Raw genomic sequence first — 18,277 nt, 5'->3', positions numbered from 1 at the left:
CGGGGCCCCACCCGGACCGGAGACGGCGGGTGGGGCCCGGTCATGCCGCACGGCGTGAATGCTCGCCGCACATGGACCGGGAACGCCGCACCGGGGACGCGGATTGGGGCGCCGTGCCAGGGACACCGCCACGCCGGGGTGTGTGCCGGACACGGGCCGGGGCGGCGTCCCCGGTCCGCACTCCGGTGGCGGGCCGGGCCGTCAGGCCCGTTTCGTGGGGTGTGGGCGCCAGATCCAGGGGGTGGCGTCCGGGGCCATGCCCACCACGCAGACGCCCTGGTGGCCGTCGTCCGCCAGCAGGGCCGGGGCGCCGACCGGGATCAGATGGCCGGGGGAGCGCAGGGGCCTGGCGTCCGGGCCGGTGCCGTACTGGACCTGGACCTCCCCGCCCAGGTCGCGGCCGGCCAGCAGCAGCGTCCTCGCCTCGCGGCGGCCGGACGGTTCGGCCACGGTGTGCGCGGCGATCGCCCCGTAGCCCTCGAAGTGCCGCACCGTGAGCGAGGTGTCGTCGCCGTGGACGGCGGGCACGGTGGCCGCGGGGGTGCGGTAGACCAGCGCGAGCGAGCCGTCGGGGGCCACCGCGGCGGCCAGCGGATCCCCGCCGGGGCGCGGCAGACCGGTCGGCGGGCGCAGCGCGACCGGGCCACCGTCCCACTCCTGCGCCCAGTGGTGGACGGTGTCGCGGCCGGGGGCGAGGACATGAACCCGCCCGTCCGCGTCCAGCAGCGCGGTCAGCCCGTCCTGGATCTCGGCGCCGCCGAGCCGCTGCCAGGGACTCCAGCGGCCGCTCGCGTCCCGTACGCGGGTGGCCAGGCCCTTGTCCGCGGTCCGTACGAAGAGATGGACCCGGCCGTCGGGGGTGGCGACCGCCGCCGGGCAGCCGACCCGGCGGCCGTGTTCGGCACTGGCCTCGGGCGTGCCGAGTCCGGTCCAGGCGCGGAACGGGCCGTCCGGGCGGCGCTGTTCCAGCACCACGATCTCGCGCAGGGCGGCCGCGCCCTCGCCGCCCGGCGCCGCGAACCGCAGGCCGAACAGCACCTGACGCCCCGCGCTGTCCCGCGCCGCGGCGAGCGCCGGGGCGAGCGGTCCGCCGCCGAGCCCCAGTGGCGCCCCGAACCGCCCGCTGCCGGACGCCGTCTCGCGCCACCGCACGGCCTGGGCACCGAGCACGCCGTACGCCACGAGCCGGCCCTGGGCGTCGGTGGTGGGGGCGGGCAGGGCGGTGGGGTAGCGGTAGTGGGTGGAGCGGATCCAGCCCTTACGGTTCCGCAGCGGGCGCACTCCGCCCTGGCTGTAGTCGCCGCAACCGGCCGCGTTGCCGCAGTCCCAGTCCGGGGCGCCGCCGTAGGACTTGATCACCCGCGCCTTCCGGGCGAGCACCGCGGGCGGCAGATTGTGCGGCCAGCGCTGGTTGTAGTAGCCGCGGAACGCGGTGGTGGTGAAGCGCGGGGCGTGCTTGTCCCGCTGGGTCGACGCGGCCACCCACTGGGCGATCGCCTTCCAGGTGAACAGCGCGACCGGGGTGTGGTCGCGGTGGTCCGAGCACCCCGGCTGATCGTTGTCCTTGGGGTGCAGCGCGTCGTGCACCTGGAAGTCGGGGTCCGGGTCCAGCGTGTGGATCAGCGTGGGCCGATAGCGGTCCATGATCTCCGCGAGCACGTCGACCAGCGTCCGATGGCCGTACGAACTCGGGTGCGGCACGGGGGAACCGGTGGCCAGGAGGGTGTTCATCACCGCGCCGGGGGTGCTCCACAGTGCGGGGATCCGTACGCCGCCCTCCGACAGCATCGCGATGTTGAGGAAGATCAGCCGGACCCTGCGGGCGCCGCCGGCAAGGGAGTTGGTCTCCGCGGTGACCCCGCCGGGCAGCCGCAGCACCGACCGCTGCCAGGGCGCGAACTGGTTCAGCCCGATCATCCGCGCGTACGCCTGCCGCAGCCCCTGATGGCGGGAGGCGGAGTAGGCGGCCTTGTCGGCGGGCGGGATCGGCGTCCCCGCCTGGTGGTTGATCCCCCGGGCCTCGCCGGCCGTCACGTACACGCACACCACCGGGACGCCCGAGCGCAGCACCTGCTCGGCGTCCGGGTTCATGAAGTACAGATCGTCGTCGGGGTGCGCCATGATCTGCAGCAGCAGCGCCTGCTTGTCGCCCACCGTCGAGGTGAAGGGCTCCGCCGCCCCGGGGGCATCGGCCCGCGCGGGCCCGGCCGGCACGGACGCCGCGCCGCGCGAGCCTCCACCGCCCCCACCGCCGCAACCGGCGACTCCGGCGACCCCGGCCGCCCCCGCCGCCGTGAGTGCCGCCAGCGCGGCCAGCGTCTGCCTGCGGGTGGTGCCCGTCCCCCGCACTGTCCATCGACTGTTCAATTTGGTGACCCTGTCACTTCGGCAGCACGTAGTCTCCGGCTGCTCCGAGTGAAAGGACGGGCGGTGATCTTGACAGGTTGTCCGGTGTCCGGGAGGTATCGGTCACAGACCGGACACATCGTCCCGCCGGTGGTGCGCGGGCGCGGGACGCGCGCCCGCGGGGCACGCGGGGCACGCGGGCGCCCGCGGCGAGGGAGCCGGGTCGCTCAGTCGGAGATCAGCACCCCGAGCACCGCGAGCCAGCAGACCGCCACCAGCACGGGCAGCAGCATCATGATCGCGCCGGTCGGGGAGACCTTCAGATAGGCCGAGCCGGGGTCGTCGGTGCGGCGATTGACTATCCGCTCGCCGCCGTGCCAGGCCATGTACTCCTCGAGCTCGATCACCGCCTCCTTGCGCGCCAGAAGGTACTGACGGCCGAAGCGCAGCATCAGGGAGAAGCCCAGCGACACCCCGATGCCCATGATCGCGATGATCATCGCGAGCCCCTTGCCCAGGCTGCCTCCCGCGCCCTCCTTGCCGAGGCAGAAGGCGGTGGCGGCCGCGAGGCCCGCCGTGATGTAGAAGAAGTTGTTCAGCTTCTGCCAGTTGAGGTTGTCCTCGTGCTTGTAGAGGTCCACCGCGGTCCCGTACTGCGCGTGCAGCATCGCCTCACGCGGTTTGCGCCACACCCACACCACCCGGGGCAGCCCGTCCGGCGGGGTCAGCCGGGTCAGCTCCTGGAAGCCGAGCTTGTGGTGGAAGCGCGCGGACGCGTCGTTGGGCGGATCGTTGACCACGGCGGCGATCACCGGGCTCTCGTGCCACTGGTCGAGGACGTGGTAGTAGAGCATCGAGGCGATCCCGGCCCGCGCCGCGTCCCGGGCCACACAGATCTGCTTGATCACCAGGAAGCTGCCGAGCGCCGTCTTGATCCGGCGGTTCAGCCATTCGTCCGGCTCGACCTGGTCGGAGCTGTAGGCCAGCAGGAACGCCAGCACCTGCCCGCCCTTGACCGCCACGTAGAAGTGCTCGGAGCTCTCCAGCCGGGCGCGGTAGTCGGCCTCGGTGTACGCCGAGACCAGGAAGCCGCCCGCCGTCGAGCCGCCCTCCACCGAGCCCCGGGCGCCATCCGGCCCGTTCAGGCTCCGTGACTCGGCGAGGCGCGCGATCTGCGCCACGTGCTCCTCGCCCGCCCGTAAGATCTCCACCCGCAACGGCACGCCTGCCATCCCGATCCCCCTCGTCTCGGCGCGCCGAACCTACCGTGGGCGCGGTCGCCGCACCACCGTGCCTCCCCGAGGGCCGTGCTTCGCTATGTGTAGCGCGGCAGGTTCTCGGTCGAGACGGTCCACTCGCCGATCGTGATGTCCTCCCCGTAGACGAAGTCCTTTCGGGTCGCGTAGCGAGGACCGTGCGAGGTGGGGTGGATGTCGGACAGTACGGAGCCCTCGCCCGTTCGGGGATCGAAAATCACCTACACGGATCGGACGTCGCTCCCGCGTCGCCGAGCCGCCACCTGGACTGTTCCGAACTGCGCCTGACGGGCTCCGGGTACGTTCGCGGATGACCGTCGGGCTGGGGCCTCGCATTCGACATCGACCTCACCGCGATCGATCACCTGTAGTCGTCACGGGACCGCCGGGCCCTCGAGGTACCTGCCGTTCGCGCTGTAGGGCCACTCGTTCGCGACACAACCCTTGAGCCCGTATATCTGCTGCATCATCACCGGCGCCCGTTTGCCCTTCCCGGGGCAGGTCTCGTGGCCGTGGCCGATGCGGTGGCCGACCTCGTGGTTGACGATCAGCGCCCGGTAGCCGCTGATGGGGCCGGAGAACTCCGGTGAGCCGGTGTTCCAGCGTTCGAGGTTGACCATGATCTGGGAGCCGGCGTCGCAGTTGACCTCGCCATGGGTGTCCAGGCCCACGGCGCCGCAGATCTTGTCGACCGTGTCCGGGGTGGCGATCTTCACCTCGAAGTCGGAGGGGCCGTCGGCGACCAGCTGGAACGAGTGCTTGCCGTCGTTGGTCCAGCCGCGTTTGTCGGCGAGGATTGCCGAGATTTCGGCCGCGGCCCGCTTCGCGTCGATGCCGGTGCCCTTCTCCACCATGACCTTGAACCGCCGCGGGGCGCTTCCTTTGCCGATCACCGCGCCGGAGGACTTCGCGGTGACGAACTCGCCGCTCGCGGTGGCGGGGGAGCCCGGGCGAGGGGGTCTGGAGGTGGCCGAGATGGCGTCGGGCGGCAGGGCTGCCGGGGCCGTGGCGCGGGCCGCGCCCTTGCCGCCGCCGTTGTCGTCGTCGCGTAACGCGAACACGACCCCGGCGATCAGGGCCGCACCGGCGGCCAGTGCCACCGCCACCTTCCGGGGGCGGGCGCTCCGAGTGGTGCGCCCCCGTCGTCTTGGTGGTGAGGTGGCTGGGCCGGGGGCCTGCGCGGTGGAGGTCATCGGGGGCGCTTCCAGGGGGTGTCAGCGGGGCGGGTGAATCGGCCGCGTGCGCATGCCGCGTGAGCATGCCGTGCCCCGGAGTGCGAGTGTGTCGTGTGTTCCCCTGGGGGGGAGACGTATGGGGAGGGTGGCCGGTTGGGGCTTGTGCCCTGTTGTGTGCGGGGTCACATTGAGTGACATCCCGAATCTCACACTCGCACGTGACACTGCCGCCCCGGCCTCCGGTGCGCACCGAGTTTGAACGGCCCCCCGCAGGGGGTACGCTTCCGCGCCCCTGATTGGCATCAGGAGCAGCCCCTATGGCACACTAACCAGGTTGCTCGGTTGAGTGCCGATGCTGCGCGCCTCTCGCCGGGAGGACTGGAAGCGAGTCCCACGGTACTCGTCGCCCCTGATCAGGGGCGGAAGTACGGGAATCTTCCGGGAAGCGTCAGCGGGGCCCCAGCCAGGCGCCCGGTGGGTGACTTTCTCCCCCAGCAACCCCCTTCACCAGGGATCTCCATATGGAGATTTATGAGAAGGACTGCGACACGCCCGACCGCGTGGGTCGGAAGTGGGGTGGAGGAGGACGCGAACGCCACCGGGTCCCAGAGCGTTACGAGAGACAGGACTACGAAGTAGCCATGGCGGGACAGAAGATCCGCATCCGGCTCAAGGCCTACGACCACGAGGTCATCGACTCCTCGGCGAAGAAGATCGTCGAGACGGTGACCCGCACTGGTGCGTCGGTCGCGGGCCCGGTGCCGCTGCCCACAGAGAAGAACGTGTACTGCGTCATCAAGTCGCCGCACAAGTACAAGGACTCGCGCGAGCACTTCGAGATGCGTACGCACAAGCGCCTCATCGACATCCTCGACCCCACGCCGAAGACCGTCGACTCGCTGATGCGTCTCGACCTGCCGGCGGGCGTCGACATCGAGATCAAGCTCTGAGGTGACGCGCGAGATGGCTAAGCAGATCAAGGGCGTCCTGGGCGAGAAGCTCGGCATGACGCAGGTGTGGGACGAGAACAACCGTGTCGTCCCGGTCACCGTCGTCAAGGCCGGTCCCTGCGTCGTGACCCAGGTCCGTACCGATGACGCGGACGGCTACAGCGCCGTCCAGATCGCCTTCGGCGAGATCGACCCGCGCAAGGTGAACAAGCCCCTCAAGGGCCACTTCGCCAAGGCCGATGTGACCCCGCGCCGCCACCTGGTGGAGCTGCGTACCACCGACGCCGGTGAGTACACGCTCGGCCAGGAAGTCACGGCCGAGGTGTTCGAGTCCGGTGTGAAGGTCGACGTGACCGGCACCAGCAAGGGCAAGGGCACCGCCGGTGTCATGAAGCGCCACGGCTTCGGCGGCCTCGGCGCCGGCCACGGCACCCAGCGCAAGCACCGCTCGCCGGGCTCCATCGGTGGCTGCGCCACCCCGGGCCGCGTGTTCAAGGGCCTGCGCATGGCCGGCCGCATGGGCAATGAGCGGGTCACCACCCAGAACCTGACCGTCCACGCCGTTGACGCGGAGAAGGGTCTGCTCCTGATCAAGGGAGCGGTTCCTGGTCCGAACGGCGGCCTCGTCCTGGTCCGTACCGCGGCCAAGGGGGCCTGAGGTAACCGATGAGCACCATTGACATCCTTTCGCCGGCTGGCGACAAGGCCGGGACCGTCGAGCTCCCCGCGGAGATCTTCGACGCGCAGGTCAGCGTTCCGCTGATCCACCAGGTCGTCGTCGCCCAGCTGGCCGCTGCCCGCCAGGGCACGCACAAGACCAAGACCCGCGGTGAGGTCCGAGGCGGTGGCAAGAAGCCCTACCGCCAGAAGGGCACCGGCCGCGCGCGCCAGGGCTCGACCCGCGCTCCGCAGTTCGCCGGCGGTGGCGTCGTGCACGGCCCCGTGCCGCGCGACTACAGCCAGCGCACCCCGAAGAAGATGAAGGCCGCCGCGCTGCGCGGTGCCCTCTCCGACCGGGCGCGTCACGAGCGGATCCACGTCGTGACCGGCGTGGTCGACGGCGACATCTCCACCAAGGCCGCGAAGACCCTGCTGGGCAAGATCAGCGAGCGCAAGAACCTGCTCCTGGTCGCCGAGCGGAGCGACGAGGCCGCGTGGCTGTCCGCCCGCAACCTGCCCCAGGTGCACATCCTGGAGCCGGGCCAGCTGAACACGTACGACGTGCTCGTCTCCGACGACGTGGTCTTCACCAAGGCCGCCTTCGAGTCCTTCGTGGCTGGTCCCAAGGCCGCTGAGAAGACCGAAGGGAGCGCCGCCTGATGAGTGAGGCGACCGCTGTCACCAGCAAGACCTTCACCGACCCCCGCGACGTGCTCGTCAAGCCGGTGGTCTCGGAGAAGAGCTACGCGCTGCTGGACGAGAACAAGTACACGTTCATCGTCGACCCGCGCGCGAACAAGACCCAGATCAAGCAGGCCGTCGAGGCGGTCTTCTCGGTCAAGGTCACCGGGGTCAACACGATCAACCGGCAGGGCAAGCGCAAGCGCACCCGCACCGGCTACGGCAAGCGCAAGGACACCAAGCGCGCCATCGTGACCCTCGCCGAGGGCGACCGCATCGACATCTTCGGCGGCCCGGTCTCCTAACGGAGATCGGAACGTCCAGAAGTCCGGAATCTTCCGAGGACTGAGAAATGGGTATCCGCAAGTACAAGCCGACGACCCCGGGCCGTCGTGGCTCCAGCGTCGCCGACTTCGTCGAGATCACGCGGTCCACGCCGGAGAAGTCGCTGGTCCGCCCGCTGCACAGCAAGGGTGGTCGTAACAACGCCGGCCGCATCACGGTCCGCCACCAGGGTGGCGGTCACAAGCGTGCGTACCGCGTGATCGACTTCCGCCGTCACGACAAGGACGGCGTCCCGGCGAAGGTCGCACACATCGAATACGACCCCAACCGCACCGCGCGCATCGCGCTGCTGCACTACGCCGACGGCGAGAAGCGCTACATCCTCGCGCCGCGCGGCCTGACGCAGGGCGACCGGATCGAGAACGGCCCCGGCGCCGACATCAAGCCCGGTAACAACCTCTCGCTGCGCAACATCCCGGTTGGTACCACGCTCCACGCCATCGAGCTGCGGCCCGGCGGCGGCGCGAAGTTCGCCCGCTCCGCGGGTGCCTCCGTGCAGCTGCTGGCGAAGGAGGGCTCCATGGCCCACCTCCGCATGCCGTCCGGTGAGATCCGCCTGGTCGACGTCCGCTGCCGCGCCACCGTCGGCGAGGTCGGCAACGCCGAGCAGTCGAACATCAACTGGGGCAAGGCCGGCCGCATGCGCTGGAAGGGCGTCCGCCCGACCGTTCGTGGTGTGGTCATGAACCCCGTCGACCACCCGCACGGTGGTGGTGAGGGCAAGACCTCCGGTGGTCGCCACCCGGTCTCGCCGTGGGGTCAGAAGGAGGGCCGTACGCGCTCGCCGAAGAAGGCCAGCAACAAGTACATCGTCCGCCGCCGCAAGACGAACAAGAAGCGCTAGGAGCGGGTTTAGATGCCGCGCAGTCTCAAGAAGGGGCCCTTCGTCGACGACCACCTGATCAAGAAGGTGGATGTCCAGAACGAAGCCGGCACCAAGAACGTCATCAAGACCTGGTCCCGCCGCTCGATGATCGTCCCGGCCATGCTCGGCCACACGATCGCGGTGCACGACGGCCGCAAGCACGTCCCGGTGTTCGTCACCGAGTCGATGGTCGGCCACAAGCTCGGCGAGTTCGCGCCGACCCGCACCTTCCGCGGCCACGAGAAGGACGACCGTAAGTCGCGTCGTCGCTGATCGGCGGAAGAGACTCATGACAGACACCGAAGGGACAACCATGGAAGCCAGGGCCCAGGCGCGGTACATCCGCGTCACGCCCATGAAGGCCCGCCGCGTGGTGGACCTCATCCGTGGCATGAGTGCCACGGAGGCTCAGGCGGTCCTGCGTTTCGCCCCGCAGGCCGCGAGCGTGCCGGTCGGCAAGGTGCTGGACAGCGCCATCGCCAACGCCGCGCACAACTACGACCACACCGACGCCGACAGCCTCTTCATCTCCGAGGCGTACGTCGACGAGGGCCCGACCCTGAAGCGGTTCCGTCCGCGTGCCCAGGGCCGCGCCTACCGGATCCGCAAGCGGACCAGCCACATCACCGTGGTCGTCAGCAGCAAGGAAGGAACCCGGTAATGGGCCAGAAGGTTAACCCGCACGGGTTCCGGCTCGGCATCACCACCGACTTCAAGTCGCGCTGGTACGCCGACAAGCTGTACAAGGACTACGTCAAGGAAGACGTCGCCATCCGCCGGATGATGACGAAGGGCATGGAGCGCGCGGGCATCTCCAAGGTGGAGATCGAGCGCACCCGTGACCGCGTCCGCGTCGACATCCACACCGCCCGGCCGGGCATCGTCATCGGCCGTCGCGGCGCGGAGGCCGACCGTATCCGCGGCGAGCTGGAGAAGCTGACCGGCAAGCAGGTGCAGCTGAACATCCTCGAGGTGAAGAACCCCGAGGTGGACGCTCAGCTGGTGGCCCAGGCCGTCGCCGAGCAGCTCTCCTCCCGCGTCTCCTTCCGTCGTGCGATGCGCAAGTCGATGCAGAGCTCGATGAAGGCCGGTGCCAAGGGCATCAAGATCCAGTGTGGTGGCCGTCTCGGCGGCGCCGAGATGTCCCGCTCGGAGTTCTACCGCGAGGGCCGTGTGCCCCTGCACACGCTCCGCGCGAACGTCGACTACGGCTTCTTCGAGGCCAAGACCACCTTCGGCCGCATCGGCGTCAAGGTGTGGATCTACAAGGGCGACGTCAAGAACATCGCCGAGGTCCGCGCCGAGAACGCCGCCGCCCGCGCCGGCAACCGCCCGTCGCGCGGTGGCAGCGACCGCCCGCAGCGCCGTGGTGGCGAGCGCGGTGGCCGTGGCCGTAAGCCGCAGCAGCAGCAGAGCGCCCCCGCCGAGGCCCCCAAGGCCGAGGCCACCGCCGCTCCGGCTGCTGAGAGCACTGGAACGGAGGCCTGACCGACATGCTGATCCCTCGCAGGGTCAAGCACCGCAAGCAGCACCACCCCAAGCGGTCCGGCATGGCCAAGGGCGGCACGGAGCTGGCGTTCGGCGAGTACGGCATCCAGGCCGTCACCCCGGCGTACGTCACCAACCGGCAGATCGAGGCCGCTCGTATCGCGATGACCCGCCACATCAAGCGTGGCGGCAAGGTCTGGATCAACATCTACCCGGACCGTCCGCTGACGAAGAAGCCTGCCGAGACCCGCATGGGTTCCGGTAAGGGTTCGCCGGAGTGGTGGGTCGCGAACGTCAAGCCCGGCCGGGTGATGTTCGAGCTGTCCTTCCCGAACGAGAAGACTGCGCGTGAGGCGCTCACCCGCGCTGCTCACAAGCTCCCGATGAAGTGCCGGATCGTGCGGCGCGAGGCAGGTGAGTCGTGATGGCGGCCGGTACCAAGGCGTCCGAGCTGCGTGAGCTGAACAACGAGGACCTCGTTGGCAAGCTCCGTGAGGCCAAGGAAGAGCTGTTCAACCTCCGCTTCCAGGCGGCGACCGGACAGCTTGAGAACCACGGCCGGCTGAAGGCCGTCCGCAAGGACATCGCCCGGATCTACACCCTGATGCGGGAGCGCGAGCTCGGCATCGAGACGGTGGAGAGCGCCTGATGAGCGAGACGAATGTGACTGAGAACGCAACGCAGAACCGCGGCTTCCGCAAGACCCGTGAGGGTCTGGTCGTCAGCGACAAGATGGACAAGACCGTCGTCGTCGCCGTCGAGGACCGCGTCAAGCACGCGCTGTACGGCAAGGTCATCCGCCGTACGAACAAGCTCAAGGCGCACGACGAGCAGAACGCCGCGGGTGTCGGCGACCGCGTCCTCCTGATGGAGACCCGGCCGCTGTCCGCGACCAAGCGCTGGCGCGTCGTCGAGATCCTCGAGAAGGCTAAGTAATTCCTGCGGGCAATAGTCCGCAGGACAGTTCCGCCAGGCTCGGCAGGGGCTGGGAATATCCAGCCCCTGCCGGGAACCGGCAGACGATCAGGAGATAGACGTGATCCAGCAGGAGTCGCGACTGCGCGTCGCCGACAACACGGGCGCGAAGGAAATCCTTTGCATCCGTGTTCTCGGTGGCTCCGGTCGCCGCTACGCGGGCATCGGTGACGTCATCGTCGCCACCGTCAAGGACGCGATCCCCGGTGGCAACGTGAAGAAGGGTGACGTCGTCAAGGCGGTCATCGTGCGCACCGTCAAGGAGCGCCGCCGCCCGGACGGTTCGTACATCCGCTTCGACGAGAACGCGGCCGTCATCCTCAAGAACGATGGCGACCCCCGTGGCACCCGTATCTTCGGCCCGGTGGGCCGTGAGCTGCGCGAGAAGAAGTTCATGAAGATCATCTCGCTCGCGCCGGAGGTGCTGTAACCGATGAAGATCAAGAAGGGCGACCTGGTCCAGGTCATCACCGGTAAGGACAAGGGCAAGCAGGGCAAGGTCATCGCGGCCTTCCCGCGCGAGGACCGTGTCCTGGTCGAGGGTGTCAACCGGGTCAAGAAGCACACCAAGGCCGGACAGACCGCTCGTGGTTCGAAGACCGGCGGCATCGTGACGACCGAAGCCCCGATCCACGTGAGCAACGTGCAGCTCGTGGTGGAGAAGGACGGCAACAAGGTCGTCACCCGCGTCGGATACCGCTTCGACGACGAGGGCAACAAGATCCGCGTTGCCAAGCGGACCGGTGAGGACATCTGATGACTGCCACCACCACTGCACCGCGCCTCAAGGCGCGCTACCGCGAAGAGATCCAGGGCAAGCTGCAGGAGCAGTTCTCCTACGAGAACGTCATGCAGATCCCGGGTCTGACCAAGGTCGTGGTCAACATGGGTGTGGGCGACGCCGCCCGCGACTCCAAGCTGATCGAGGGCGCCATCCGCGACCTCTCCACGATCACCGGCCAGAAGCCCGCCGTCACCAAGGCCCGTAAGTCCATCGCGCAGTTCAAGCTGCGTGAGGGCCAGCCGATCGGCGCCCACGTCACCCTCCGCGGTGACCGCATGTGGGAGTTCCTGGACCGTCTGGTGTCGCTCGCGCTGCCGCGCATCCGCGACTTCCGCGGTCTGTCGCCGAAGCAGTTCGACGGCCGGGGCAACTACACCTTCGGTCTCACGGAGCAGGTCATGTTCCACGAGATCGACCAGGACAAGATCGACCGCGTCCGGGGTATGGACATCACCGTGGTGACCACGGCGACCAACGACGACGAGGGCCGCGCCCTGCTGCGTCACCTCGGCTTCCCGTTCAAGGAGGCGTGAGCCGTGGCGAAGAAGGCTCTCATTGCCAAGGCCGCCCGCAAGCCCAAGTTCGGCGTGCGTGGGTACACGCGCTGCCAGCGTTGCGGACGTCCGCACTCCGTCTACCGTAAGTTCGGCCTGTGCCGCGTGTGCCTTCGTGAGATGGCTCACCGTGGCGAGCTGCCGGGCGTGACCAAGAGCTCCTGGTAACAGCCCACCCGTCTTCCGCCACCGCCCTCAACGGGCGCCCTGGCGGGCGAAAGATGGAATTTTGGGCTGGTACCGGACTCTCGGTAAGCAAATGGATGGCGAGCCCCGCCCGTCCACTCCCGTAGAGTGGAACGGTTGGGCGCTCGCCGCCCAGAATCCTTACTACGCCGTAGGTCCCCGCGCCGCACCCGTGCCCACCGTGAGTGGGTGAGAGGGATGGCGCATACAGGAAACCCCGGCGAGAGAGGCCGAAGGCCATCATGACCATGACCGATCCGATCGCAGACATGCTGACACGTCTGCGAAACGCGAACTCGGCGTATCACGACTCCGTCCAGATGCCCCACAGCAAGATCAAGTCGCATATCGCGGAGATCCTCCAGCAGGAGGGCTACATCACCGGCTGGAAGGTCGAGGACGCCGAGGTCGGCAAGAACCTCACCCTCGAGCTGAAGTTCGGCCCGAACCGCGAGCGCTCGATCGCCGGCATCAAGCGGATTTCGAAGCCGGGTCTGCGGGTCTACGCAAAGTCCACCAACCTGCCGAAGGTGCTCGGCGGCCTGGGCGTGGCGATCATCTCCACGTCGCACGGGCTCCTCACCGACAAGCAGGCCGGCAAGAAGGGCGTGGGTGGGGAAGTCCTCGCCTACGTCTGGTAACCAGGGAACGGAGGAAGCACATGTCGCGCATTGGCAAGCTGCCCATCCAGGTTCCCGCTGGTGTGGACGTCACCATCGATGGCCGCACGGTCGCCGTGAAGGGCCCCAAGGGTTCTCTCTCGCACACCGTCGCCGCGCCGATCGATGTCGCCAAGGGTGAGGACAACACGCTCGTTGTCATCCGCCCCAACGACGAGCGTCAGAACAAGGCCCTGCACGGCCTGTCCCGCACGCTGGTGGCGAACATGATCACCGGCGTGACCCAGGGCTACAGCAAGGCGCTCGAGATCAGCGGTGTGGGTTACCGCGTCCAGGCCAAGGGCTCCAACCTGGAGTTCGCCCTGGGCTACAGCCACCCGATCGTGGTCGAGGCCCCCGAGGGCATCACCTTCAAGGTGGAGTCCCCGACCAAGCTGAGCGTCGAGGGCATCGACAAGCAGAAGGTCGGCGAGGTCGCCGCGAACATCCGCAAGCTGCGCAAGCCCGACCCGTACAAGGCCAAGGGCGTGAAGTACGCGGGCGAGGTCATCCGCCGCAAGGTCGGAAAGGCTGGTAAGTAAGCCATGGCATACGGTGTGAAGATCGCCAAGGGCAACGCCCGTAAGGCGGCTGCCGTCAAGCGGCGTCACATCCGCGTCCGCAAGCGGGTCTCCGGCACGCCGGTCCGTCCTCGCCTCGTGGTGACGCGGTCCAACCGTCACATGGTGGCGCAGGTCATCGACGACATCGCGGGCCACACGCTGGCCTCGGCGTCGACGCTGGACAGCGCCATCCGGGCGGCCGAGGGCGACAAGAGCGCCCAGGCGCAGCAGGTCGGCGCGCTGGTGGCCGAGCGGGCGAAGGCCGCGGGCATCGAGGCCGTCGTGTTCGACCGTGGTGGCAACAAGTACGCCGGGCGGATTGCCGCTCTGGCGGACGCCGCCCGCGAGGCCGGGCTGCAGTTCTGAGCCCCGGTTCCAACGCAAAGCGGAAACGAGAGAGGTAAATCCAATGGCTGGACCCCAGCGCCGCGGTGGCGGCGCCGGTGGCGGCGAGCGGCGGGACCGGAAGGACCGGCGGGACGGTGGCGCTGCCGCCGAGAAGACCGCTTACGTCGAGCGTGTTGTCGCGATCAACCGCGTCGCCAAGGTTGTGAAGGGTGGTCGTCGCTTCAGCTTCACCGCGCTGGTCGTGGTGGGCGACGGTGACGGCACCGTGGGTGTCGGTTACGGCAAGGCCAAGGAGGTGCCGGCCGCGATCGCCAAGGGCGTGGAGGAGGCCAAGAAGCACTTCTTCAAGGTCCCCCGGATCGCCGGCACCATCCCGCACCCGATCCAGGGTGAGGAGGCCGCGGGTGTCGTGCTGCTGAAGCCGGCGTCCCCCGGTACCGGTGTGATCGCCGGTGGCCCGGTGCGCGCCGTGCTGGAGTGCGCGGGCATCCACGACGTGCTCAGCAAGTCGCTCGGTTCGTCGAACCCGATCAACATCGTGCACGCCACGGTGGCCGCTCTGCAGGGCCTTCAGCGCCCCGAGGAGATCGCCGCCCGCCGTGGTCTGCCGCTGGAGGACGTCGCCCCCGCCGCTCTGCTGCGGGCGCGTGCCGGGGTGGGTGTGTGAGCATGGCCCGCCTGAAGATCACGCAGACGAAGTCCTACATCGGCAGCAAGCAGAACCACCGCGACACCCTGCGTTCGCTCGGGCTGAAGAAGCTCGGCGACGTGGTTGTCAAGGAGGACCGCCCCGAGTTCCGCGGCATGGCGACCACCGTGCGGCACCTCGTGACGGTCGAGGAGGTCGACTGAGATGGCGGAGAACAACCCGCTGAAGGTCCACAACCTCCGGCCCGCCCCTGGCGCCAAGACCGCCAAGACCCGTGTCGGTCGTGGTGAGGCGTCCAAGGGTAAGACCGCTGGTCGTGGCACCAAGGGCACCAAGGCCCGCTACCAGGTTCCGGAGCGCTTCGAGGGTGGGCAGATGCCCCTCCACATGCGGCTCCCGAAGCTCAAGGGCTTCAAGAACCCGTTCCGCACCGAGTACCAGGTCGTGAACCTGGACAAGCTGGCCGCGCTCTACCCGCAGGGTGGCGAGGTCACGGTGGCCGATCTGGTCGCCAAGGGTGCGGTGCGCAAGAACCAGCTCGTCAAGGTGCTGGGCTCCGGTGAGGTCTCCGTGGCGCTCCAGGTGACGGTCGACGCCGTCTCCGGCTCCGCCAAGGAGAAGATCACCGCTGCCGGTGGCACCGTCACCGAGCTCGTCTGAGCACGGTGCACACCCGACCGGGGATGCTCCAGATACGGGGCATCCCCGGTTGGTCGTTCCAAGCGGGGCCAGGTCGCCGGTAAGGTGGCGTGCGTTGTTACCTTCCGCGCGGTACGCCTCCGCGCGGGTCCTGGCTGATAAGTATTCGTCGATCCTCAAGACCGTCACCTCTCGCGCACGCACGCGGGGGGCGCAGGAGGCACCGTGCTCACCGCGTTCGCCCGGGCGTTCAAGACGCCCGACCTGCGCAAGAAGCTGCTGTTCACGCTGGGCATCATCGTGCTCTTCAGGCTCGGGCAACATATCCCGATCCCGGGCATCGACTACAAGAACGTCCAGACGTGCATGGACCTCGCCAAGGGCCAGCAGGGGCTGTTCGGCCTGGTCAACATGTTCAGTGGTGGCGCACTGCTCCAGATCACCATCTTCGCGCTCGGGATCATGCCGTACATCACGGCGAGCATCATCCTGCAGCTGCTGACCGTGGTGATCCCGCGTCTCGAGGCCCTCAAGAAGGAGGGTCAGGCCGGGCAGTCGAAGATCACGCAGTACACCCGCTATCTGACGATCGCGCTGGCGATTCTGCAGGGCACCGGCCTGGTGGCCACCGCCCGCAGCGGCTCGCTCTTCCAGAGCTGTCCCGTCGGCGGCCAGATCGTCCGGGACGACTCGATCTTCACTACCGCCGTGATGGTCATCACGATGACCGCCGGCACCGCGCTGATCATGTGGCTCGGTGAGCTGGTCACCGACCGCGGCATCGGCAACGGCATGTCGATCCTGATGTTCGTCTCGATCGCCGCCGGGTTCCCGAGCGCGATGTGGAGCATCAAGCAGCAGGGCAAGATCATGGGGGGCTGGCTGGAGTTCGGCCTGGTGATCCTCTGTGGTCTGGCCATGGTCGGCCTGGTGGTCTTCGTCGAGCAGGCCCAGCGCCGGATCCCGGTGCAATACGCCAAGCGCATGATCGGCCGTCGCTCGTACGGCGGTACGTCCACCTACATCCCGATGAAGGTGAACCAGGCGGGTGTGATCCCCGTGATCTTCGCCTCATCGCTGCTGTACATTCCGGCGCTGATCGTCCAGTTCTCCAATTCGAAGGCCGGCTGGGCGACCTGGATCTCGCAGAACTTCGTCAAGGGCGACCACCCGATCTACATCGCCACGTACTTCCTGCTGATCGTCTTCTTCGCATTCTTCTATGTCGCCATCAGCTTCAACCCCGAAGAAGTTGCCGACAACATGAAGAAGTATGGTGGGTTCATCCCGGGTATCCGGGCTGGTCGTCCCACCGCGGAGTATCTGAGCTACGTGCTGAACCGCATCACGTGGCCCGGTGCGCTCTATCTGGGCTTGATCGCCCTGGTGCCCACGGTGGCACTGGTGACGCTCAACGCCAATCAGAACTTCCCGTTCGGCGGCACGAGCATCCTGATCATCGTGGGTGTCGGCCTGGAGACTGTGAAGCAGATCGAGAGCCAGCTTCAGCAGCGACACTACGAAGGGTTCCTCCGCTGATGCGAATCGTCCTCGTCGGGCCTCCGGGAGCCGGCAAGGGTACGCAGGCCGCGTACCTTGCCGAGAAGCTGTCGATCCCGCATATCTCCACCGGCGACCTGTTCCGCGCGAACATCAGCCAGGGCACTCCCCTCGGCAAGCAGGCGCAGGAGTACATGCGGGCCGGGCAGCTGGTACCGGACGAGGTCACCATCGCCATGGCGGAGGACCGGCTGGACCAGCCGGACGCACAGTCGGGCTTCCTGCTGGACGGGTTCCCGAGGAACCAGGTCCAGGCCGAGGCCCTGGACGCCTACCTGGCCGAGCGCGGGGTCTCGCTGGACGCGGTGCTGGACCTGGAGGTCCCCGAGTCCGAGGTGATCAAGCGCATCGCGGGCCGCCGTACCTGCCGTCAGGACAGCTCGCACACGTTCCACGTGGAGTACAAGCCGCCGAAGGTCCCGGGTGTGTGCGACATCTGCGGCGGCGAGCTGTACCAGCGCGAGGACGACAGCGAGGAGACGGTCCGCAAACGACTCGAGGTCTACCACCGGGAGACCGAGCCGATCATCGACTACTACAAGGCCAAGGGCCTGGTCGTGACGATCTCGGCGCTCGGCAAGGTGTCCGAGGTCACCCAGCGGGCGATGGACGCCCTGGCGGCCAAGGCGGCCTAGGGAACAGAGCTGATCGGCCGCGATGCCCCGCCGGGGGCATCGCGGCCGTACTGTTGAGCAGAACCGATGGACGCGGAAGGCTGAGTGATGGTGGAGATCAAGACTCCCGAGCAGATCGCGAAGATGCGTGAGGCGGGACTGGTCGTCGCCGCCATTCACGAGGCGACACGGGCGGCCGCGGTCCCCGGCGCCACCACCAAGGACCTGGACGACGTCGCCCGTAAGGTCATCGCCGACCACGGCGCCAAGTCGAACTTCCTGGGTTACGGCGGCTTCCCCGCCACGATCTGCACCTCGGTGAACGACATCGTGGTGCACGGCATCCCGGACCAGGAGACCGTCCTCAAGGACGGCGACATCATCTCCATCGACGCGGGCGCGATCGTGGACGGCTGGCACGGCGACGCCGCCTTCACCGCCTTCGTGGGCACCGGTCACGCCCCGGAGCTGCACGAGCTCAGCCGGGTGACCGAGGAGTCGATGTGGGCCGGGATCGCGGCGGTCCGCAAGGGCCACCGGCTCATCGACATCTCCAAGGCGATCGAGGGCTACATCCGCCGCCAGCCCCGCCCGGCCTCCGGCAAGTACGGGATCATCGAGGACTACGGCGGCCATGGCATCGGCACCCAGATGCACATGGACCCGCATCTGCTGAACTACGTCTCCAAGAAGCGCGGCAAGGGCCCGCGGCTGGGCCCCGGCTTCTGCATCGCGATCGAGCCCATGGTGAGCCTGGGCACCGCGAAGACGCATGTGCTGTCCGACGACTGGACCGTCAAGACGGACGACGGCACCTGGTCCAGCCACTGGGAGCACTCGGTCGCGCTGACCGAGGAGGGCCCGCTGGTGCTGACCGCCGTGGACGGCGGCAAGGCCAAGCTGGCCGAGCTGGGCGTGGAGGCCGCGCCCGATCCCCTGGCCTGACGATCATCCGTGGGCATAAAGATCTCGATTCCGGG

The 18,277-nt window shown here is 68.4% G+C and carries 27 protein-coding genes and 1 pseudogene; 24 read left to right on the top strand and 4 right to left on the bottom strand.

The window, feature by feature from the left end; genetic code table 11:
- Window positions 1-201: 201 nt before the first annotated feature.
- The 4 genes and pseudogenes from J8403_RS18960 to J8403_RS18945 form a co-directional block, all read right to left on the bottom strand.
- Window positions 202-2,367: a PIG-L family deacetylase gene (locus J8403_RS18960; RefSeq protein WP_425519809.1), complete on the bottom strand. Its 2,166-nt coding sequence runs from the start codon at window positions 2,365-2,367 to the stop codon at window positions 202-204.
- Between the two features lie 206 nt (window positions 2,368-2,573).
- Window positions 2,574-3,578: a GNAT family N-acetyltransferase gene (locus J8403_RS18955; protein ID WP_211124229.1), complete on the bottom strand. Its 1,005-nt coding sequence runs from the start codon at window positions 3,576-3,578 to the stop codon at window positions 2,574-2,576.
- Window positions 3,579-3,661: 83 nt separating this feature from the next.
- A pseudogene (locus tag J8403_RS18950) lies at window positions 3,662-3,820 on the bottom strand (Uma2 family endonuclease); the annotation flags it as partial.
- A gap of 156 nt (window positions 3,821-3,976) precedes the next feature.
- On the bottom strand, window positions 3,977-4,795 hold the full coding sequence (locus tag J8403_RS18945; protein WP_211124228.1) for a DUF3152 domain-containing protein: 819 nt from the start codon (window positions 4,793-4,795) through the stop codon (window positions 3,977-3,979).
- Window positions 4,796-5,418: 623 nt separating this feature from the next.
- Here J8403_RS18945 and rpsJ point away from each other — a divergent pair.
- The 24 genes from rpsJ (at window position 5,419) to map (ending at window position 18,242) form a co-directional block, all read left to right on the top strand.
- Window positions 5,419-5,727: a 30S ribosomal protein S10 gene (gene rpsJ / locus J8403_RS18940; RefSeq protein ID WP_003948644.1), complete on the top strand. Its 309-nt coding sequence runs from the start codon at window positions 5,419-5,421 to the stop codon at window positions 5,725-5,727.
- 13 nt (window positions 5,728-5,740) lie between these two features.
- Window positions 5,741-6,385: a 50S ribosomal protein L3 gene (rplC, locus tag J8403_RS18935; protein WP_093470442.1), complete on the top strand. Its 645-nt coding sequence runs from the start codon at window positions 5,741-5,743 to the stop codon at window positions 6,383-6,385.
- 8 nt (window positions 6,386-6,393) lie between these two features.
- The gene (gene rplD / locus J8403_RS18930; protein ID WP_137966935.1) at window positions 6,394-7,047 is read left to right on the top strand and encodes a 50S ribosomal protein L4; all 654 of its coding nucleotides are present in this window, start codon (window positions 6,394-6,396) and stop codon (window positions 7,045-7,047) included.
- Window positions 7,047-7,373 (top strand): 50S ribosomal protein L23, encoded by a 327-nt coding sequence (gene rplW, locus J8403_RS18925; protein WP_020869260.1) that lies wholly within the window; start codon window positions 7,047-7,049, stop codon window positions 7,371-7,373. Before rplD ends, rplW begins: the two co-directional genes overlap by 1 nt.
- Before the next feature lie 47 nt (window positions 7,374-7,420).
- Window positions 7,421-8,257: a 50S ribosomal protein L2 gene (gene rplB / locus J8403_RS18920; RefSeq protein WP_059148971.1), complete on the top strand. Its 837-nt coding sequence runs from the start codon at window positions 7,421-7,423 to the stop codon at window positions 8,255-8,257.
- A 12-nt stretch (window positions 8,258-8,269) separates the two neighbouring features.
- A complete protein-coding gene (gene rpsS / locus J8403_RS18915; RefSeq protein WP_014178772.1) occupies window positions 8,270-8,551 on the top strand; it encodes a 30S ribosomal protein S19 in 282 nt (93 codons plus the stop codon).
- Between the two features lie 40 nt (window positions 8,552-8,591).
- The gene (rplV, locus tag J8403_RS18910; protein WP_059148970.1) at window positions 8,592-8,939 is read left to right on the top strand and encodes a 50S ribosomal protein L22; all 348 of its coding nucleotides are present in this window, start codon (window positions 8,592-8,594) and stop codon (window positions 8,937-8,939) included.
- Complete coding sequence (gene rpsC, locus J8403_RS18905; RefSeq protein ID WP_014054169.1) at window positions 8,939-9,766, top strand: 30S ribosomal protein S3; 828 nt, start codon at window positions 8,939-8,941, stop codon at window positions 9,764-9,766. Before rplV ends, rpsC begins: the two co-directional genes overlap by 1 nt.
- A 5-nt stretch (window positions 9,767-9,771) precedes the next feature.
- A complete protein-coding gene (gene rplP, locus J8403_RS18900; RefSeq protein ID WP_014054170.1) occupies window positions 9,772-10,191 on the top strand; it encodes a 50S ribosomal protein L16 in 420 nt (139 codons plus the stop codon).
- On the top strand, window positions 10,191-10,415 hold the full coding sequence (gene rpmC, locus J8403_RS18895; RefSeq protein ID WP_009715874.1) for a 50S ribosomal protein L29: 225 nt from the start codon (window positions 10,191-10,193) through the stop codon (window positions 10,413-10,415). The genes rplP and rpmC overlap by 1 nt, the downstream gene beginning before the upstream one ends.
- Window positions 10,415-10,702, top strand: a complete 288-nt coding sequence (gene rpsQ, locus J8403_RS18890; protein ID WP_014054172.1) for a 30S ribosomal protein S17 — start codon at window positions 10,415-10,417, stop codon at window positions 10,700-10,702. Before rpmC ends, rpsQ begins: the two co-directional genes overlap by 1 nt.
- Before the next feature lie 100 nt (window positions 10,703-10,802).
- On the top strand, window positions 10,803-11,171 hold the full coding sequence (gene rplN / locus J8403_RS18885) for a 50S ribosomal protein L14 (protein WP_003998823.1): 369 nt from the start codon (window positions 10,803-10,805) through the stop codon (window positions 11,169-11,171).
- 3 nt (window positions 11,172-11,174) lie between these two features.
- Window positions 11,175-11,498: a 50S ribosomal protein L24 gene (rplX, locus tag J8403_RS18880; protein ID WP_014054173.1), complete on the top strand. Its 324-nt coding sequence runs from the start codon at window positions 11,175-11,177 to the stop codon at window positions 11,496-11,498.
- On the top strand, window positions 11,498-12,058 hold the full coding sequence (gene rplE / locus J8403_RS18875) for a 50S ribosomal protein L5 (RefSeq protein WP_014054174.1): 561 nt from the start codon (window positions 11,498-11,500) through the stop codon (window positions 12,056-12,058). Before rplX ends, rplE begins: the two co-directional genes overlap by 1 nt.
- A gap of 3 nt (window positions 12,059-12,061) precedes the next feature.
- A complete protein-coding gene (locus J8403_RS18870; RefSeq protein ID WP_003948630.1) occupies window positions 12,062-12,247 on the top strand; it encodes a type Z 30S ribosomal protein S14 in 186 nt (61 codons plus the stop codon).
- A 260-nt stretch (window positions 12,248-12,507) separates the two neighbouring features.
- Window positions 12,508-12,906 carry a 30S ribosomal protein S8 gene (gene rpsH / locus J8403_RS18865; RefSeq protein WP_093463854.1) on the top strand — a complete coding sequence of 133 codons (399 nt, stop codon included), beginning with the start codon at window positions 12,508-12,510 and terminating at the stop codon, window positions 12,904-12,906.
- Window positions 12,907-12,926: 20 nt separating this feature from the next.
- Complete coding sequence (gene rplF, locus J8403_RS18860) at window positions 12,927-13,466, top strand: 50S ribosomal protein L6 (protein ID WP_211124227.1); 540 nt, start codon at window positions 12,927-12,929, stop codon at window positions 13,464-13,466.
- 3 nt (window positions 13,467-13,469) lie between these two features.
- The gene (rplR, locus tag J8403_RS18855; RefSeq protein WP_211124226.1) at window positions 13,470-13,853 is read left to right on the top strand and encodes a 50S ribosomal protein L18; all 384 of its coding nucleotides are present in this window, start codon (window positions 13,470-13,472) and stop codon (window positions 13,851-13,853) included.
- Between the two features lie 43 nt (window positions 13,854-13,896).
- Complete coding sequence (gene rpsE / locus J8403_RS18850; RefSeq protein WP_030835127.1) at window positions 13,897-14,502, top strand: 30S ribosomal protein S5; 606 nt, start codon at window positions 13,897-13,899, stop codon at window positions 14,500-14,502.
- 2 nt (window positions 14,503-14,504) lie between these two features.
- Window positions 14,505-14,687 carry a 50S ribosomal protein L30 gene (gene rpmD / locus J8403_RS18845; RefSeq protein ID WP_009715866.1) on the top strand — a complete coding sequence of 61 codons (183 nt, stop codon included), beginning with the start codon at window positions 14,505-14,507 and terminating at the stop codon, window positions 14,685-14,687.
- 1 nt (window position 14,688) lies between these two features.
- Window positions 14,689-15,144, top strand: coding sequence for a 50S ribosomal protein L15 (rplO, locus tag J8403_RS18840; protein WP_059148967.1), 456 nt, complete (start codon window positions 14,689-14,691; stop codon window positions 15,142-15,144).
- Between the two features lie 204 nt (window positions 15,145-15,348).
- Entirely contained in the window at window positions 15,349-16,662 is a 1,314-nt protein-coding gene (gene secY, locus J8403_RS18835) for a preprotein translocase subunit SecY (protein ID WP_059148966.1), read from the top strand.
- Complete coding sequence (locus J8403_RS18830; RefSeq protein ID WP_211124225.1) at window positions 16,662-17,318, top strand: adenylate kinase; 657 nt, start codon at window positions 16,662-16,664, stop codon at window positions 17,316-17,318. The genes secY and J8403_RS18830 overlap by 1 nt, the downstream gene beginning before the upstream one ends.
- Before the next feature lie 87 nt (window positions 17,319-17,405).
- Window positions 17,406-18,242: a type I methionyl aminopeptidase gene (map, locus tag J8403_RS18825; RefSeq protein WP_211124224.1), complete on the top strand. Its 837-nt coding sequence runs from the start codon at window positions 17,406-17,408 to the stop codon at window positions 18,240-18,242.
- Window positions 18,243-18,277: the final 35 nt, after the last annotated feature.

The organism is Streptomyces yatensis (assembly GCF_018069625.1).
GTDB lineage: Bacteria > Actinomycetota > Actinomycetes > Streptomycetales > Streptomycetaceae > Streptomyces > Streptomyces yatensis.
Note: the sequence above shows the minus strand (reverse complement) of the source record. Positions and strands in the feature narration are given on the sequence as shown.

Excerpts from the sequence above, each read along its gene's own strand:
- J8403_RS18955 (WP_211124229.1), bottom strand. The coding sequence starts at position 3,578 with ATGGCAGGCGTGCCGTTGCGGGTGGAGATCTTACGGGCGGGCGAGGAG.
- J8403_RS18945 (WP_211124228.1), bottom strand. The coding sequence starts at position 4,795 with ATGACCTCCACCGCGCAGGCCCCCGGCCCAGCCACCTCACCACCAAGA.
- rpsJ (WP_003948644.1), top strand. The coding sequence starts at position 5,419 with ATGGCGGGACAGAAGATCCGCATCCGGCTCAAGGCCTACGACCACGAG.
- rplC (WP_093470442.1), top strand. The coding sequence starts at position 5,741 with ATGGCTAAGCAGATCAAGGGCGTCCTGGGCGAGAAGCTCGGCATGACG.
- rplD (WP_137966935.1), top strand. The coding sequence starts at position 6,394 with ATGAGCACCATTGACATCCTTTCGCCGGCTGGCGACAAGGCCGGGACC.
- rplW (WP_020869260.1), top strand. The coding sequence starts at position 7,047 with ATGAGTGAGGCGACCGCTGTCACCAGCAAGACCTTCACCGACCCCCGC.
- rplB (WP_059148971.1), top strand. The coding sequence starts at position 7,421 with ATGGGTATCCGCAAGTACAAGCCGACGACCCCGGGCCGTCGTGGCTCC.
- rpsS (WP_014178772.1), top strand. The coding sequence starts at position 8,270 with ATGCCGCGCAGTCTCAAGAAGGGGCCCTTCGTCGACGACCACCTGATC.
- rplV (WP_059148970.1), top strand. The coding sequence starts at position 8,592 with ATGGAAGCCAGGGCCCAGGCGCGGTACATCCGCGTCACGCCCATGAAG.
- rpsC (WP_014054169.1), top strand. The coding sequence starts at position 8,939 with ATGGGCCAGAAGGTTAACCCGCACGGGTTCCGGCTCGGCATCACCACC.
- rplP (WP_014054170.1), top strand. The coding sequence starts at position 9,772 with ATGCTGATCCCTCGCAGGGTCAAGCACCGCAAGCAGCACCACCCCAAG.
- rpmC (WP_009715874.1), top strand. The coding sequence starts at position 10,191 with ATGGCGGCCGGTACCAAGGCGTCCGAGCTGCGTGAGCTGAACAACGAG.
- rpsQ (WP_014054172.1), top strand. The coding sequence starts at position 10,415 with ATGAGCGAGACGAATGTGACTGAGAACGCAACGCAGAACCGCGGCTTC.
- rplX (WP_014054173.1), top strand. The coding sequence starts at position 11,175 with ATGAAGATCAAGAAGGGCGACCTGGTCCAGGTCATCACCGGTAAGGAC.
- rplE (WP_014054174.1), top strand. The coding sequence starts at position 11,498 with ATGACTGCCACCACCACTGCACCGCGCCTCAAGGCGCGCTACCGCGAA.
- rpsH (WP_093463854.1), top strand. The coding sequence starts at position 12,508 with ATGACCATGACCGATCCGATCGCAGACATGCTGACACGTCTGCGAAAC.
- rplF (WP_211124227.1), top strand. The coding sequence starts at position 12,927 with ATGTCGCGCATTGGCAAGCTGCCCATCCAGGTTCCCGCTGGTGTGGAC.
- rplR (WP_211124226.1), top strand. The coding sequence starts at position 13,470 with ATGGCATACGGTGTGAAGATCGCCAAGGGCAACGCCCGTAAGGCGGCT.
- rpsE (WP_030835127.1), top strand. The coding sequence starts at position 13,897 with ATGGCTGGACCCCAGCGCCGCGGTGGCGGCGCCGGTGGCGGCGAGCGG.
- rpmD (WP_009715866.1), top strand. The coding sequence starts at position 14,505 with ATGGCCCGCCTGAAGATCACGCAGACGAAGTCCTACATCGGCAGCAAG.
- rplO (WP_059148967.1), top strand. The coding sequence starts at position 14,689 with ATGGCGGAGAACAACCCGCTGAAGGTCCACAACCTCCGGCCCGCCCCT.
- J8403_RS18830 (WP_211124225.1), top strand. The coding sequence starts at position 16,662 with ATGCGAATCGTCCTCGTCGGGCCTCCGGGAGCCGGCAAGGGTACGCAG.
- map (WP_211124224.1), top strand. The coding sequence starts at position 17,406 with ATGGTGGAGATCAAGACTCCCGAGCAGATCGCGAAGATGCGTGAGGCG.